A 15,109-nucleotide genomic window follows, 5' to 3' on the forward strand; every position below is an offset into this window, starting at 1 on the left:
GAGAGGCCCTGACGCTTTCCTTTGATGGAACTGAAATGCTGATCGAGTTGGACTTGAACACCAATGACGCGGAGGCGCTGTTGCGTCACTGCATAGACCACCAGCCAAACACGGCAGATTTTCGTGAGAACGCTCGTCTTGCAGAGGCGCTAGAAACACTTGCCGTCGCCATCGAAGACGCCATGAGTTCAACGCTTGAAAGTCGCAATCCGTCGAGTACGATTGATCCGCAGCTGCTCGATGCAGCAGTTGGATTGTTCGGCGACGAGGCCTTGGCAATCGGGTGGTTATCGAAACCGCTGCGAACCCTCGGCCATAAACGCCTGATTGATATCGACGTTGAGGAAGCCCTGGATCTGATCAGGCGGCTGGAGCATGGCTTTGCGGGCTAGTGGTCTTTCAAGTAGCTCATACAGTAAGCCTGCGGATATTGGCTTTGGAAGGGATATCGGCTGACGCTGGCTAGGGTTTGGTGACTCATCCAGTAACCCGCTATCGTACCCCCCCAACAAGTTGCCGCAGGTACCGCCACTACTTGGATCGCATCGACGCGATGAGGGCACTCTGCCTACCCCTGTTCGCATCCTGCAATTACAGCGGAAATCGTGTGGCGGCCCGATGCCGCTAGCTGAGTGCTACGTTGAGCCAAGCCCACGACAGAGTCCTTATCCTGCTCGAAAATCACTCATCGTAAGCTGAATCAGCCGAGTCTGTTCCGGCCTACCTTTTAGTTCGAGTTACTTCACGCTTGCCGCAGGGCCACACGTCGTTTCTGACGCGCGCTGAATATGTAGGTGACCGCTAGGAACAACGCCATACCGGCCAGATCCGCTACGAAGTGCTGGTACGCATGAGTGAACGGGATTCCGTTGGTGATGGGATCATTCCACATCTCATTGCCCATTGATAACGCGAGGGCAAACAGCACGCCCATGGCGGGCTTCCAGCTGACGCCTTCTTTAAAGTCTCGAACAGTCGAACGTCTCGCCGTGCGCACGAGGGCCAGCGGCCAAGCGTGAAGAGGCACCGCAAAGATACGACTAAGTACTTTCCTCAAGTTAATGATTTGGATGTCCGACCACTCGCAAGATAGGTAACTCAGAGCAAAGGGGAACGTGAACCCGAACAAGGCGTGGCAGACGTTGTAATTCCATGCCATGACGTCGAACAGGCAAAGCTGGATGTACCAGTAGGACAGACTGATCGAGGCGAAAATCAGCCCAGGCACCCAGATGGTGATTCGTTTTAATCGCAAGCGTCGTTCTCCCCAGACCGAAGGTGGCTCACGCAGACCATACAGAGATTTCGAGGTGGGACAAGCTAAAGGCAAGCCGTTTTGTGATGACGAGGTCGCGAAGGAGGCAACGACAGGGATGCGCATCGCATCCTCGGCTGGGCCCCGCAACTCTGAGGCCTGGCGGAGGCACTGAGAGTTACCGGGCCATAAGCTCAGCGTCATGTCAAAGTTTGCGGGAAGCTATGGCTTGAGGGCCTGCTTCCACGCAGTGTTCTGCTCCATTTACGTCCGTCTGACGAAATCAACGCTACGGCCAAATGACATCTTCGCCGGTATATCCCTGTCCGCGTTGCGCCACGGTATAAGGAATGGGAGCCTCGGCCCTCCGTCATTCGGGTATCGCTGTGTAGGACTCTCAACTCGGGGGTGGGGTCGATTGAATGGATGATCCACAAAGGGCGTTCTGTGCTGAGCTCTGGCTGCTCAGATCGCTCAGTGGTAACTGCTTAATCGGTGCGATTGCGCTCGGTGATCAGGTTGGCGAATTGCATGAGGTCGCTGATCTCACCCTGCCCTGACCGATCCAAGTGATACCCCACGATCCCCACAGCTTTGGGGCCATCTCTGTCGCATTTTCTGGAATCGCCAATCATCACCACTCGGTCTTTCTCTCGTGCTCTTTCAAGCTCAGCGCAGCGAGCTTCCACCCCCATCTCCCGGCAAATGCTCAGGTAGATACTGGGGTCGGGCTTCATGACCCCGAGCTCGTAACTGAAAGCGTGGCATTGCACGTGCGGAAAGGCTTTCGTGATCACAGGGCCGTAGGGCTGGGCCAGGTTCGAACAAATACCAATGATCACCCCTGCCTCCTGCAACTGGTCAATCGCCTCAAGCGCATCAGGGTATAGCTCGATAGATGTCAGTTCCTTGCTCAGCGCATCGTTCATCTCGGCTCGCCTCGATGAAGGAAGCTCGATCCCAAGATGATCAGCTACTTGGTCAAAACTGAGGTTCGCCGTCATCACGAAATGAGTGCTGTCGGGTCTTAGCGCCAAACCCTGGCGACGGCCCTCTCTAAGCAGAACACTGTAGGGGTTGGTGCGTTGACCAATGCGAACAATGGTACCGAAAGCGTCGAAGACGACTGCCGAAATCATTGCCCCTCCTTCCTGTCTTACCTGATTCAAACACCCCTGTTCGGATCGAACAGTCACAAGACAAAACCAAGTCCAAGCGTGTTTCACCGACCGTTTCCATCAAGACTTGGCCCCCCACAGCTGGACTGTAAACGAGTTTTTTGACCTGTAAACCACGCAGGTTTACACATCAAAAAAGTGGTTTACACAACCCAGAAGCAGGTATCGACAAGCTGCGATTTGAAGCCGACTGCGCGCAGAAGCGATTGCTACTTCCAAGGGGCACACGGGCCTCGGCCACAATGTTTCCGTAGCCACCGATCCAGAGCGCCTTATGGGCTGGGACAAATACTAGCCTCACAGGCTTCGAGCCAATTCACGACGACGTAATGATCTCGACCACAGAGGCTCTGGAGTAATACAAAGCCCTGCTGCTCATCGACAGTCTTAGCCGGCGGGGTGGCAACTGTCTCTCCGTCCTGAATGAGGCCCGAGCGATCAGAGAAAACCATGGCCGAGTAGCGTGCCCCTACCCTCGCGACATCGATCAAGTAGGCATCGATAATCACACCCCACTTGATACGCTTCGCAGCTAATACTTTTAGAGGGATGGGGGGCTCGCCGTTCACCGAGCACCTGGCGTTGTTCAACACTTCAAATCTCCAAAATTTTGCACGAGTTAAAACCGGTTTCTTCTGATGGATACCCACGCGGATTTGAGATCAGCCGGCACCGTCCGTAAGACCGATCGATCGCATGGTGGGTATGCCCAAAAATCCAGACATCAGTCTGATCAACGAGCGCGTGCCAACGATTGAAATAGGCAGCACTCAAGTGCCCTGAGTACTCTGACCCGGAAGCCTCAGGAATGGGACAGTGATGGGTTACGACTACGGTTTGGCCACCGAAGGGGGTGGCGAGCTGCTCGCGGAGAAATTCGTATGAAGCACGATTCATTTCGATGAGATCTGCAGGCCGGATACGTCGATACTCACTGCCTGTACGGATCATTCGAAAATCGTTCAGACCCCGCACACACGCACTGGAGGCGGCCATCACATCCCCAGTACCACTGAAATCTGTCCAACACGTCGCGACCAGAAACCGAACGTTGTTCGATGTCCAGACTTGGTTATCCAGGACGTGAACATGCGAGGATGCTGCTGTCTCCATTTTCTCGCGAGTGCGGGTGAGATGGCCTTTGTAAAACTCGTGATTGCCGCTGCAATAAATCACATCACTGCTGAACGTCTCATTGGCCCACTTCACACCTCGGTTCAGCAGGTCGATATCCCCTGCCAAAATCACCAGGTCGACGTCTAGAGCCGGAGGGATGAAGCGATCGAATTCGTTGTGCAAATCCGAGTAAATCAGGATCTTCATTCAGGAACCTTTGCCTGGGACAGGGAGGCTTGCCTGGCCGACCATAGAGCTGCTGAGAGGCTTATGTATGGCCTTCCAATTGACGGCTTATCGCTATATTGAAGCTGGTTAAAGCTGACCATGCGCCATACCCTACCCGGCCTGGGTAGAGCGGCTGATCCTGGATGACCCTCGAATAGGGTGAATGATGAGTACTCAGAAGCTGAGTATCTCCATGCTGATGGTGCTTCAACTATGGAGGCAGGTGGTCGAAAAGAAGGCCGCGCACTGAGTGAGTGCGTTCGTAGACTTCGACGGCTACATCCACCCACCCCAGCAGACGTCTAGCGTGACCACCCCTCACCCACACTGATTCCTAATTGGGAAAAGTCCTCCAGCAGCCGCTTTCGACTCAGGATCGCTGGGATCCTGAAAACCTGCTTGTAAGCCTGGTATAGGCCGAATGGAATCAGCAAAAGCCCAGCACCAAAAGTTGCAAACGAAATGACGATGCCAGCTGGAATCGACGCGACGCCAATCAGAACTCCGGCCCAAAAACCGGATCGTGACAACTGACGAACTTCGTCAAGGTCATATTCAACCGTACCGTTTTTGGTTTCAAACGCGACCAGCACAACGGCGGATTTATGAATATTTTTTACATACCACGTCCTTGGCACATCAGATGCAAACGCACCTTTGCCTTCAAGGTACTTAGGAATGATTAGGTTTTTGTAGTAAAAAATCTTGCCTGAGTCATCCAACAAGCGAACCTGCTTGTAGAGGCGCGCGCAGTCTTGAGATGAGTGAAATTCATAATTCTTGACGGTAACTGTTACTTTCCTCAGCTCTGACATCCTAGGCTTCCTTAATACCTACCCTGCACATAAAGCAATCTGAGTCTTAATTTGCCGCCGCAGGAAACACGCGAGCGGAGCGCTGACTTTGAGCAGCTGGCATCCACCGCAGCCCGGTGACCCGGTGACCCTGTAGCTAGAACGCCGTACGACTGGAGCGTCATGTGCTAGCCAAAAAACCCCAAAAAACCCATCACGATCAATATATAGATTTGTTTGGGCTCAAGCAAACGGGGCATACCGTCTCCTTTTGAGACTGCTCAATGTCTATTCAAAATGGCTTCGCTGCAGCGTTGCGCGCCATTCGCCTCGCGAAAGGTCTTAAGCAAAAGGATCTCAGCGGCACCGTGGCTGCGTCCCATGTCAGTCAGCTGGAAAGCGGGAAGACCACGCCAACCCTAAAAGTGGCAGCAGATCTAGCTCGTATGCTCGACCTCTCCCCCGCTGCGCTAATAGCCGTTGCCACAGCTTCTGACTCGCAGGAATCACCCAGGGCTGTGCTGCTTCAGGCACTCAGCGAACTGCAAAACCTCGGGCTGGCTGATCAAATTCCACCTTCATCAGCACTGGATGTGGATGGCACGCACCCGACGAGCATTCGCGCCGCCGCTACGCGCGCGCGCGTTCAGAAGATGAAAAGCCAAGGGCTATCGCAGATAGACACGGCGAAAGAATTAGGACTCCCAAGATCCACCGTTCAAAGGCATTGGCATGACCTGTGAGCGATTTATGGGTGGAGGTGATTCGGGCATTACTCCAGCCGCCAGATCAGGCACGATTTGCTAGGCGCCAAAGCCGTGTTCTATACGCCCTATCAGATCCATGACTTCTTCGACATCCGCCTCTGCTGGGCGCTTGTTGCCTAACACTCGTGCTGGGGTGGTCAGCCACTTTTTCGCATGAGTCGCGTTTCCGAAAACACCAACGGCGGTAGTCAGCACATTGGGGTCAATCTGAGCCAGGGATTCGTCCTGTATGGCTTCTTGGTTTTCTTCAAGGCCTTGCTCACCCTCACGACACCGGACGACAGCTTCAGCTAAGGCGTTTTCTGAGACGGCGGAGAGGTTCAGATCCATTACCACTGCCCTGTCCAGTAGCTCACCGTTGACCCAAAGGTTGAGTGCCTGTTTGGGGGCATTTGGGTCGTAATCGAGAGGCATGGCTTATCTCCTATAATGCGCAGAGCGAATGGGCTGTCCTACTCGAAGCTCAGAGCCTGCAAAGCCCCGGAAGTGAACGCCTAGCTTGCCATTAAACGCGTCGTTCGTGATGGGTCAGATACCAGCCTATACCTCAATGCCCAAGCTCATCCTCAGAGTAGTAGTCATTGGTCATCCCCATAAGTAACTACACTCGATGACGGATGACACTCGACGCTATTTTTTGGAGCGCAACCATGCAGGACAGCATCACACCAGCCACCATCTATTCAGCCTCAAACCCGCGTTTCGCAGGGCGTTTCCCAGACTCCCAGCATGACGAGCTTTGGCTCGCCGACATTAAGGCTTGCGAGCCCGGAGGAGCATGTCGGATTTTCAAGGATGTATTGTTTGTGGAGTCTCAGGAGACGGCTTACCTCTACGGACTGGAACATGAAGATGGTCGGCCCAAGGAGCTAAAAGCGGAGGTGGCAGACCCTCAGCAACTTTTCGTCGAGTTTGTGCGAGAGCAGACAGAGCTCACGCTGGCCAGGATGGGACTGCTCGCCCCCGTTTTCGATGGAGCAGAGTATGCCTGTCAGGCTAGGGTCACGGCGGCATACATGATCCACCGTGAAAATCTGCAGCACCTGGCTTTCGGCTACCGCAATCGCGACGGCGACTACGTCAGAGAGAAACTTGAAGACCCTGAGGACTGGCTCGATAACGCACGAGCTATCCTTCCCTTTGACGAGCTGGGCACGTCGAAGGCGTAGATGGGCACAGGGGATTATTGGGAGTGAAAAAAGCGGATGGGCCCCATAGAAGCCCACCTGCCCGGATGCTTCAAATAGGGTGACGTTCCGCCGGCATGCTTTGATACCGAATCACAGATTTAGCCCACACATCCCCTTTGCTTGCCGCCTTCTGAAATGATGATGGCGTTGTCGCGAGCCACCTCCCAAGTTTCGGTTTGACGAGGGGCTGCTTCATACGCGCATGACAAGCCGCAATGAACACTATCATCCTCTCCTCGATCTGCGATTCAAAATGCGACGTCTCCGTTGATGCGTAGCGGGCTTCAGAAGCGTATCTCAACCCTTTGGGCAAAGAGTTCGCGGTATCCCAAAACAACGCTGGCATGTCAGACGCAACGAAGCTCGAACCAACAGGCAAATAGTAGGTACCCAAGTCAATAATCGAGCCGTTGAGCTCAACCCAGTAGTGAGAGTGCTCAGCAGAGTCAGATCCATAGCCCTGCATGGATGCTTGACGCTCATCTCGCGAGACGACGAACGCTAAAAAATCCCCCCCCACTACCACAGGGCTGTACCCCATGGCCTTAAGGAGACTATGAATGCCGAACGACGCGTACAGGCAACGCTTGTAATAATCGTCAGGAAACTGGCTTTTCAGGCACCTGTCCACTACGCAGAGAATGCGCTCCACAACCACGGCTTCAACCAAAACAAGCTCCTTCTTGAATATGACGTTTCTATTCGATTGGTGTAGCCACCACGCAACCAGCCCTGCACAAATTCCTTCAGAGAGAGCTGCCCACATCTGGGACGGCACCGGCTAAGCGTATGCGAGCATTTGGCGGATCTTGCGCCCCCAGGTTTTATCGTGGATGAAACGTTGATGGTCGTGATCACCGTTGATGATCTCGTCTTTGGTAAGGGTCGAAAGGACTTCCCAATCCTCACCAAACTTATAGGTGGCGTTATCCAAATGTGAGCTCTCAAGGAGATAAATCCCACGCGTGGAAAAGCCAAAGACGAAGTAGCCTTGATATCCCCCTCGGCCCGTCGCGAAGAAATCGGGCTCGAACCGAGTGATCTCTCTGATCCGGTGTTCGATCACTCCCTGCTCTGACGCCCGCAGACCGGCCAGATAGGGTTTTACGATGGCCTCAGCACTCTTCCATGGGTATTTCCCAGGGGGGAGCAAATCCCATTGCAACTGGCGCGCCTGCACCTTAGCGATGCGCTGCCGCTCAACGTCAAAAATCTCAAATTCCTGGAAGAATTCGAGCATGAGGTTCGCCAGGTGAACAAGCACTGCGGGCGGCTCATCGACTCTCACCCGGCGAGTCACAATGTACTCTTTCCCATCGATGACGCTTAGAGAAAGGTGCTCCATGGGCGGACGAACAAAGTCGATGGGATACACATCCATTGTTCGAATTTGCACACCGCTGTGCTCTTGACCATGCCAGTCTTTCCAGCTTCGGTATTGCGGGACTGATTTTTTGATTAGCGGGAGATCTCGCCGTTTAATCTCCTTGCCGCGAGCATTGAATTCGCTGATTTTTCCGATCACCCCAGGAAGGATCGAATCACCGTCCTTTTCGAGGTGAGCAATCGCCAGCCGCGCCTGAGCGTCTTGATCTACTTTGTCTCGCTCAATCACAAAGAGCATCTCGCGCGCACCATGCGAGTGCGCGATGATTCTGTTGACGCTGTTGATCGACTTGCCAGTGACCATTGCTTTCGCCCTTACCATCCGTGAGAGAAGCCCAAGGTAGCATGTAGCATACTGCCATCAGAACTGAAGTGACCTGTCGGTTGGCCGAGACTCATGTGTCTTATGCACAAGATTTGGAATGTGCAGCCAGTTCCTGCTGCATGGGGAGCTCTCACAACCAGCAAAAATTTTCACTGGAGGACGCCGAAACAGGGGCAGTGCTTCCCCCCAATACAGTTTCTGGATGCAGAGGCTGCATTCGGGGTACCGGTTAACTCGCGGAGCGCTCTGCGGGACACGTCCGTTGATAGGGGTTAATCATCGCGGCAAAAAAAGGTGGCCAATAGTTGACTGACCTATGAAGGTAATCGGCCTTTGATCCATAGCCGTTCACGCCCCGTGTGACTGCCTAGAACGCAACCTTGGCACCTCGATTGATCGGACAAAGCAGGCATTTGAATGTGTTAGCTGATAGACTGCGCGCCGTAATTAATCAGAGGATTTTTTGATGGCCACTAACCGCTCCCGTCGTCTGCGCAAAAAGCTTTGTGTGGACGAGTTTCAGGAATTGGGCTTCGAGCTGAACCTGGCCTTCAAGGAAGACCTGGATGACGAGGCTGTCGATGCATTCCTCGATGCCTTCCTGAGCGAAGCGATGGATGCCAATGGCCTGGACTACGTCGGCGGCGACGATTTCGGCCTGGTTTGCAAGGCAGAACGCGGCTCGGTTACCGAAGAGCAACGCGCAACCGTCGAAGCATGGCTCAAAGGCCGTAGCGAAGTGACCAAGGTTGAAGTCAGCCCACTGCTCGACGCATGGTACCCAGAAAAGCCGATCAACGCTGCTAAGTGATCGCGCTGAGCCGCAGTGGATAACTGCTGGCTTGTGAAAAAACCACCCTCCGGGTGGTTTTTTTTGGAGCATTGCAGCGCACTCAGGCCGCAATCGAACTCCAGTGTGCATGAGCAGCGCGTTAAGCGCGCCCTACCCTATCAAGGCCAGAGTATGTGAGAACTGCCCTCATGCCACTGCGACGCATCAAGGCCAGCCGTATCTAGGCCATACGCACGGAGCAACCAGCGGGACTTCGCTCCATGCTCCTCGCCCACTTCCGAACGACCGTGAAGGCATGTCCTGTTGTTGACCAAAATGACGTCCCCGGGTGCCAGCGAGTAGCTTTCAACACAGACCTTGCACGCAGCTTCAAATGCATTCATGGCCGCCTGTGCATCCTTACTTTCTTCCGTATCAGTCTGCGTTGAGCTATGGCTGTACCTGATCCATGGCGAGTCGTCCACCCAGAAAAGCAGCTGGGAACCCTCTACGAACAGATCAAATCCAAATAGCTCCTTCAGGCGCTTCTTGAACGTGAACTGCGGGCCGATGATGTATTGCGGCTGAGCCAACTCGTGGAGTTGAGCTTTACTCAGATGGCGTAACACGCTCCTCAGCGGCATGACGGTGGTCGGTACTTGGTTCGGGTTGCGCAGACCTGCAAGACATACAAAATCTGGCGAAGGAGAAATGCGCACGTCATAGGGATGCTGTTCACCGCGCACTGGCAGCCACACGGCATCGGTATGGCCCTTCATGGAGCCTTTAGATTTCTCCGCCTCATAGCCTTCACCTGGTTTCACCACCAGGTTGACGAACAACGCCCCGCCATTTTCAGATCCATACGAAATGGTGCTGGAGCCAAGGACGGCATTGGCAACAATGATCGACGCGCGCGCCACGATCGTCGCCTCGGTATCCGGTACTGGCAGGAATCCCACAGGGGTATCGACGTCAACGTCTGGGTCGAAAACGCCCACCAGATGGATGCATGGAGTCTCCCACGCATGTGCGATGAGGTCTGAATGCACAATTCCGCGCATCGCAAGCGAATGTACAACCTCACCGACCAAGGCCTGCCCCAAAGCGACCGGATCACTCAATTGCTGCTGGGCGTCGCCAATGTCCATGGAGCGCCGCCATGCAGTCACGACCGTACGAATGGCTGCGGAAAAATGAGCGTTGATCAATTGTGTCCCTACCATACGCAGTGATATAAAGTTGATATGGATACAGCGTTACGTGTAACGCTCTCCATCGACCAGGACTTCCCGACCGGCCCTCACCTAAGATTTCATGAAAAATCACACTGTTACAGCCTCCGATTGTCTCAAGCACTGGGCCCATTGGCTAGACGGCCTTGCCGATCAGATGGTCGTCCAGGCTGAGACCAACCATTGGGAGTGCTTGGTGGGATTGCCGTCGGGACACAATGTAATCGGCATAGGGCATACCGCATCGCTCGCAGTACGCAGCCTGCTCAAGGAGCTCGTCGAGCAACTCCCTGCCCCACCCACTCCTTGTGAAAATGAAAATGCCAGAGATGTCTCACTCCCGATGCTGGCTACACAGCCAGCGAGACAGGAGAAGCCTATGCAGCCTAAGGATGAGGTCAAGCGTATGGACACAAAGCCCCGCCGTGAAACTATCGGAGTAACAACGAAAAGGTCGTTCCATACGGCCTTGACGCTGTTGGCTGAGGGGCGCGGTGTCGCCACAGCAGAATTTGCTCGTGATTTACTTCAGCAGGGATTGGAACGATTTGAGTGCGCAATGGAGACCAAGAACCCTTCCAGCCTGCTTCGCACCTACGAACAAGCTGCAAAGTCGTATGAGGGCGAAAGCGAACAGTGGTCACTACGGCTTGATCGACCGTTGGCCAAATGGGTTCGGATGACGGCAAAAGAATTTGAAAAGTCCGCATCGCAGATTGCCTCTTTTTTGCTAGCCGAATCGCTGCAACACGAAGGGTTGACCCTTGCCGCGACTGCCGTCACTTCCAAACCCACCAGCAATGCGTCTATGCCATCCAGTCCTGACCAACCTTCCGCCTCGCTCGACTATTCATCCTCTGAGCTGGATGAGGCATTGGTAGCTATTAAGTCCTGGCAGCGCCCCAAGCGGGCACGAGAGTTGACCGAACGTGCTGGTCTCGGCGCGCACCAAGACCTTATGCGTCAGGTGCTACAAGGGGAGACAATCGCGCCCCCTGTTGTGATAAGCGCGATATCTACGCACGTTGATGTACCAATTGAGCTGCTGGTAGCTGGATTTTCGAGCAATTTCCAATCTCGATCAGTGCCGATGTTCAAGGCCACTAAAGGCAAACCACAGCTAGCCACCAGCCCTCATTCATGGAGTGAGGCGGTGAAAGCGTTGAATCTACCGCCTGATGAAGAGCAGGCCCTACTAGATTTGGAGAACTGAGACCTTGAATCCATTTGACAGGGCTCGCCAGCAGGCCATCGAAGTCAGAAGCGTATTGGCCGGCGAGTTCCTGTCGGATGACCTCACTAGCAAACAGCTATTGGATTTCTCGTCGATCGAAGAAGAATACGACGTTGCAATCCAGCTTTTGCCGCATGATCACTTCACCTTAGCCGGTGCAGATGGCGTACTGATTCGGGAAAAGTTCACTGCCTATATTCGCAACGACAAATCATGGCCTGAGACCGCTTACCTAATAGCCCATGAACTGGGCCACTGGTTCCTGGACGCTGAAAAGCCTGCTATGTCGGTGGCAAACCTCTCCTCTATGACAGCCCCGCAGGGTACACCTGCGGTTCTCACCGTCGAAGCATACGGCGCACGGGAACGTCAGGAACTCCAGGCCAACGTATTCGCCAGAGAGCTTTTGTTGCCTCGCACAGCAGCGCGAGCCCTGTGGGCTAGCGGACTGAATGCCAGAAAGATTGCCTCGTTCCTCAAAGTGCCTTTGGAGGTGGTCAGGCTGCAGCTGTTCGACGCCCTCCTGCTGCCAGAGTTAGCTATACGGCCTACGCCTGGCCTCCCTAACATGACGGTTGCTCAAAGCGATGCAGCACACGCAAAAGAGAGGTTTGTGAACGTCGTCGCAGGCCCAGGCACTGGAAAAACAACCACGCTTGTTCATCGCATCAAGCACCTGATCGAGCAGGGAGTGAACCCCAGCAAGATTCTGGTGCTTACCTTCACGAACAAAGCCGCTAACGAGCTGGTGGAACGAATGCGCGCCTCAGCGATTCTTGGCGCTGCAGACGTGTGGGCAGGCACCTTCCATTCGTTTGGATTGGAATTTCTCCGCAAATATCACGACTTGTTTGGGCTTCACGCTGACATCGCCATGGTGGATAAGTTGGCGAAAGTGAGGCTGATGACCAAATTGCTCCCCTCAATCAAGCTCCAATATTACGTGCGCCTTCAAGACCCTTATGAATGGCTGCCAAAAGTGCTGGACTACATCGACCGACTGAAGGAAGAGCTGGTATCCGTAGATGAGTACAGGGCACGCCTCGCCGGCCTGCCTACGCCCGCTCCAGATGTGGTGCAACAGCAAGCAGATATCGCAGCAGTTTATGAAGCCTATGAGGCGGCGCTGCGCTCCAAGCACTATGTCGACTACACAGACCTAGTGGCACTGCCAACGCTACAGGCTCGAAAAGACCGCACAGCTGTAAGCCAGTACATCAGCCATTTCGAGCACATTCTGGTCGACGAGTACCAGGACGTCACGCACGTCATGGTGGAGTTCGTGCGTGAGCTTGCAGTGAGCGCCAACTCCGTGTGGGTGGTCGGTGACATTCGTCAAGCCATCCACCACTGGCGGGGTGCGTCGATCCAGAGTTTGATGAAGTTTGACACTGCCTTCAGGCGCGGCGCGCCGTCAGCTTCCGTAGCTACCTTCCACCTCGATGTAAACCGACGCAGCACCCCAGAGATTCTCAATCTCTTCAGCCATACAGGACGCGTCCACTCTCTGGAGGCTAGATTGCCACTGCAATCAGTAACGCCTCATCGCCCCTCTATCAACATCAGGCCAGCCCTGTTCGAATGCGACTCTCCGGAAAGCCAGGCCCATACGCTTACGGCAGTGGTTGATTACCTCGCGAAAAATGGTCTGGATTACCGAGATCAAGTTGTCATCAGTCGCAGCACAGCAGATATTGAAAGCGCCGCAGAGCACCTCTCTGCCAATGGGATTCCTTGCCTGTATATAGGTGATGTCTACCAGCGCCCCGAGATCAAGCGGCTTGTCTGCCTGATGCAATTGTTGTGCACCCGACAGCCTCGATCACTGATTGGCCTGCTTCAAGAGCCAGCATTGGCAATGTCCATGCCGGACATGCAGCAACTCATGACCTGTACCTCACCGGGTACCGGGGTCACGCTGCAACGAGGAAAATGGCTTGGCGCTCCCGGTCTAGGTCTATCTGCAGCGGGCGAAGCGGCTAGTGCGACATTGGCCACGCTCTTGACCGGATTCAATCGACACACCAATCCTTGGGAGTTTGTATGCACCGTCCTTCTTGATCGTCGCTACGGGCTACCCAACCCCGCCGATACAAGCATTCGCGCTCATACCGAGCGCCTTGCAATATGGCTGTTCGTGTATGCCGTACGGAATAGTGAAGGCAGTGCCAAGGAAGCCAGGCTATCCGCGTTCCTAGTGCGCGAAGACTTACGCCGCCGAATCAACGAGAAATTGGCTGACCGCAGTGCGCCTCCTGAAGCTCGCGCACTTAATGCCATCACGCTGATGACGGTTCATGGGAGTAAAGGGCTTGAGTTTGACGCCGTCCATGTCACGGACGTTAACAAATCAGCTTACGGGAAAGAGAAACCCTGGGATCACGATCCACGCTCGACGCAATTGATCCCCCCCGAAGTGCTTAACAGCACCCTGGCAGAGCATGAGTTCGAAGAGGCTGTAGAGCGCAACAATCTGCTATACGTTGCCCTCTCCCGCGCTCGCGACCAGCTTTTTCTCTATGAGACGAACTCTCGGGATCGACCTCAAGCTCTCACTACTGCAACTGCTTTCCTAGACCGCCGCACAGGCTTAACTCCTCCTGCGACCGTCATGCCTATCATCCCGGCCTTCGCAAGCAGTGGAACCGCAACAACTCCTCTTACCATCGATTACAGTGCGTTTGAGTCCTACTTAAGTTGTCCGCTGCATTACCACTACCGGTATGAGCTCGCCCTCACCGCCGAGCAGGATATCGACATATCTATTCGGGCTCGCTGGGCCGTCATGGAAGCACTTCAATCTACTCTCAAAGGCATGTCAGCGCAGGTGGCGTTTAACAATGCGTGGGAAAACCATGACCTTCCGGAGTTCGCACTTGATCAGGCGCTTTACTCGGATGCGGTCAAAGCCTGCAACAAAGGCCTGCAGATCATTCACGACACCGGTAGTACGATCGTAGAAGGACTGCATGCGGACATACACGGCGTACGCATTCAGCTGCCGTGGATGCTCCAGGCGAACACTCCACAGGGCATTGAGCTCCACTGGTTACGCACGCATGCCGGCGTAGAAACAACTTCGCGCCACTTCCGCCCACTGATGCTGGCAATGACCACGTTGAAGGCAAAATCTGGCACGGTGCATTCGCTGATTAGCGAGAAGATCAAAAGAGACACCCCCTCCAGAGCTCCCCAGAGCACTGCTGTGCACAAGATGGCTCCGCTGTTTTCCTCAGGATACAGAGGCGCAAAAAAGGGCTGGCTTTGCCGCCGCTGCCCCTACCTGAGCATTTGCGAAAACAGACCCTAAACGGGCTGTACTCATCACACCGCTGCACCTGATGTCAGCTGCTCGACTCATTCGCCTGGCCGGAGCTAGTAGGGCGGTTGGGGCGTCTGGGCGTGCGCTGACGCTTCGATCCTGGATCGATCGTGTGCGTTGCATAGGGAGCGGATTGGGAGCGCTGCGTGGCAGTCGCATGAGGGGAAGAGGGATTTCGGGGGGAGAAGAGGAAGAAGGATTTTGACAACCAACCAACTATTTTTTGCTAATCAGCAAAACCTGGAATTCATCGACGCACAGCTTCTTGCGCAGACGACGGGAACGGTTGGTAGCCATGAAACAATCC

General features: G+C 54.4%; 14 protein-coding genes and 1 pseudogene. 6 read left to right on the forward strand and 9 right to left on the reverse strand.

Annotated features, from left to right (window positions below; genetic code table 11):
* Nucleotides 1–35: 35 nt before the first annotated feature.
* On the forward strand, nucleotides 36–392 hold the full coding sequence (locus tag E2H86_RS14120) for a hypothetical protein (RefSeq protein ID WP_133328757.1): 357 nt from the start codon (nucleotides 36–38) through the stop codon (nucleotides 390–392).
* A gap of 350 nt (nucleotides 393–742) precedes the next feature.
* On the opposite strand, the gene E2H86_RS14125 is transcribed toward E2H86_RS14120, so the two are convergent.
* From E2H86_RS14125 to E2H86_RS14145, 4 genes are all read right to left on the reverse strand, one after another.
* Nucleotides 743–1,381 carry a hypothetical protein gene (locus E2H86_RS14125; RefSeq protein WP_133328759.1) on the reverse strand — a complete coding sequence of 213 codons (639 nt, stop codon included), beginning with the start codon at nucleotides 1,379–1,381 and terminating at the stop codon, nucleotides 743–745.
* Nucleotides 1,382–1,743: 362 nt separating this feature from the next.
* Nucleotides 1,744–2,394, reverse strand: coding sequence for an HAD family hydrolase (locus E2H86_RS14130; protein WP_133328761.1), 651 nt, complete (start codon nucleotides 2,392–2,394; stop codon nucleotides 1,744–1,746).
* A 633-nt stretch (nucleotides 2,395–3,027) separates the two neighbouring features.
* On the reverse strand, nucleotides 3,028–3,756 hold the full coding sequence (locus E2H86_RS14140) for a metallophosphoesterase (protein WP_133328763.1): 729 nt from the start codon (nucleotides 3,754–3,756) through the stop codon (nucleotides 3,028–3,030).
* 323 nt (nucleotides 3,757–4,079) lie between these two features.
* On the reverse strand, nucleotides 4,080–4,592 hold the full coding sequence (locus tag E2H86_RS14145) for a hypothetical protein (RefSeq protein ID WP_133328765.1): 513 nt from the start codon (nucleotides 4,590–4,592) through the stop codon (nucleotides 4,080–4,082).
* Between the two features lie 263 nt (nucleotides 4,593–4,855).
* Here E2H86_RS14145 and E2H86_RS14150 point away from each other — a divergent pair, with 263 nt between their 5' ends.
* Nucleotides 4,856–5,314 carry a helix-turn-helix domain-containing protein gene (locus E2H86_RS14150; RefSeq protein WP_133328767.1) on the forward strand — a complete coding sequence of 153 codons (459 nt, stop codon included), beginning with the start codon at nucleotides 4,856–4,858 and terminating at the stop codon, nucleotides 5,312–5,314.
* A gap of 60 nt (nucleotides 5,315–5,374) precedes the next feature.
* Here the strand turns inward: E2H86_RS14150 and E2H86_RS14155 are convergent, their stop codons facing one another.
* A complete protein-coding gene (locus E2H86_RS14155; protein WP_207955632.1) occupies nucleotides 5,375–5,752 on the reverse strand; it encodes a type II toxin-antitoxin system CcdA family antitoxin in 378 nt (125 codons plus the stop codon).
* Between the two features lie 236 nt (nucleotides 5,753–5,988).
* Here E2H86_RS14155 and E2H86_RS14160 point away from each other — a divergent pair, with 236 nt between their 5' ends.
* A complete protein-coding gene (locus tag E2H86_RS14160; protein ID WP_133328769.1) occupies nucleotides 5,989–6,507 on the forward strand; it encodes a hypothetical protein in 519 nt (172 codons plus the stop codon).
* A 70-nt stretch (nucleotides 6,508–6,577) separates the two neighbouring features.
* On the opposite strand, the gene E2H86_RS14165 is transcribed toward E2H86_RS14160, so the two are convergent.
* A complete protein-coding gene (locus tag E2H86_RS14165; protein ID WP_133328771.1) occupies nucleotides 6,578–7,198 on the reverse strand; it encodes a hypothetical protein in 621 nt (206 codons plus the stop codon).
* A 111-nt stretch (nucleotides 7,199–7,309) separates the two neighbouring features.
* Nucleotides 7,310–8,218, reverse strand: a complete 909-nt coding sequence (locus E2H86_RS14170; protein ID WP_133328773.1) for a hypothetical protein — start codon at nucleotides 8,216–8,218, stop codon at nucleotides 7,310–7,312.
* Nucleotides 8,219–8,705: 487 nt separating this feature from the next.
* Here E2H86_RS14170 and E2H86_RS14175 point away from each other — a divergent pair, with 487 nt between their 5' ends.
* A complete protein-coding gene (locus E2H86_RS14175) occupies nucleotides 8,706–9,050 on the forward strand; it encodes a YggL family protein (RefSeq protein WP_133328775.1) in 345 nt (114 codons plus the stop codon).
* Between the two features lie 140 nt (nucleotides 9,051–9,190).
* Here E2H86_RS14175 and E2H86_RS14180 read toward each other — a convergent pair whose 3' ends face one another.
* A complete protein-coding gene (locus E2H86_RS14180; RefSeq protein WP_243744057.1) occupies nucleotides 9,191–10,162 on the reverse strand; it encodes a TauD/TfdA family dioxygenase in 972 nt (323 codons plus the stop codon).
* A gap of 463 nt (nucleotides 10,163–10,625) precedes the next feature.
* Here E2H86_RS14180 and E2H86_RS14185 point away from each other — a divergent pair, with 463 nt between their 5' ends.
* The gene (locus tag E2H86_RS14185; protein WP_133328779.1) at nucleotides 10,626–11,459 is read left to right on the forward strand and encodes a hypothetical protein; all 834 of its coding nucleotides are present in this window, start codon (nucleotides 10,626–10,628) and stop codon (nucleotides 11,457–11,459) included.
* Between the two features lie 4 nt (nucleotides 11,460–11,463).
* Nucleotides 11,464–14,790, forward strand: a complete 3,327-nt coding sequence (locus E2H86_RS14190; protein ID WP_133328781.1) for an ATP-dependent helicase — start codon at nucleotides 11,464–11,466, stop codon at nucleotides 14,788–14,790.
* A 246-nt stretch (nucleotides 14,791–15,036) separates the two neighbouring features.
* Here the strand turns inward: E2H86_RS14190 and E2H86_RS14195 are convergent.
* Nucleotides 15,037–15,099 (reverse strand): annotated as a pseudogene (locus E2H86_RS14195) (hypothetical protein); the annotation flags it as partial.
* Nucleotides 15,100–15,109 lie beyond the last annotated feature (10 nt).

It is taken from the genome of Pseudomonas putida (assembly GCF_004357765.1).
GTDB lineage: Bacteria > Pseudomonadota > Gammaproteobacteria > Pseudomonadales > Pseudomonadaceae > Aquipseudomonas > Aquipseudomonas putida_U.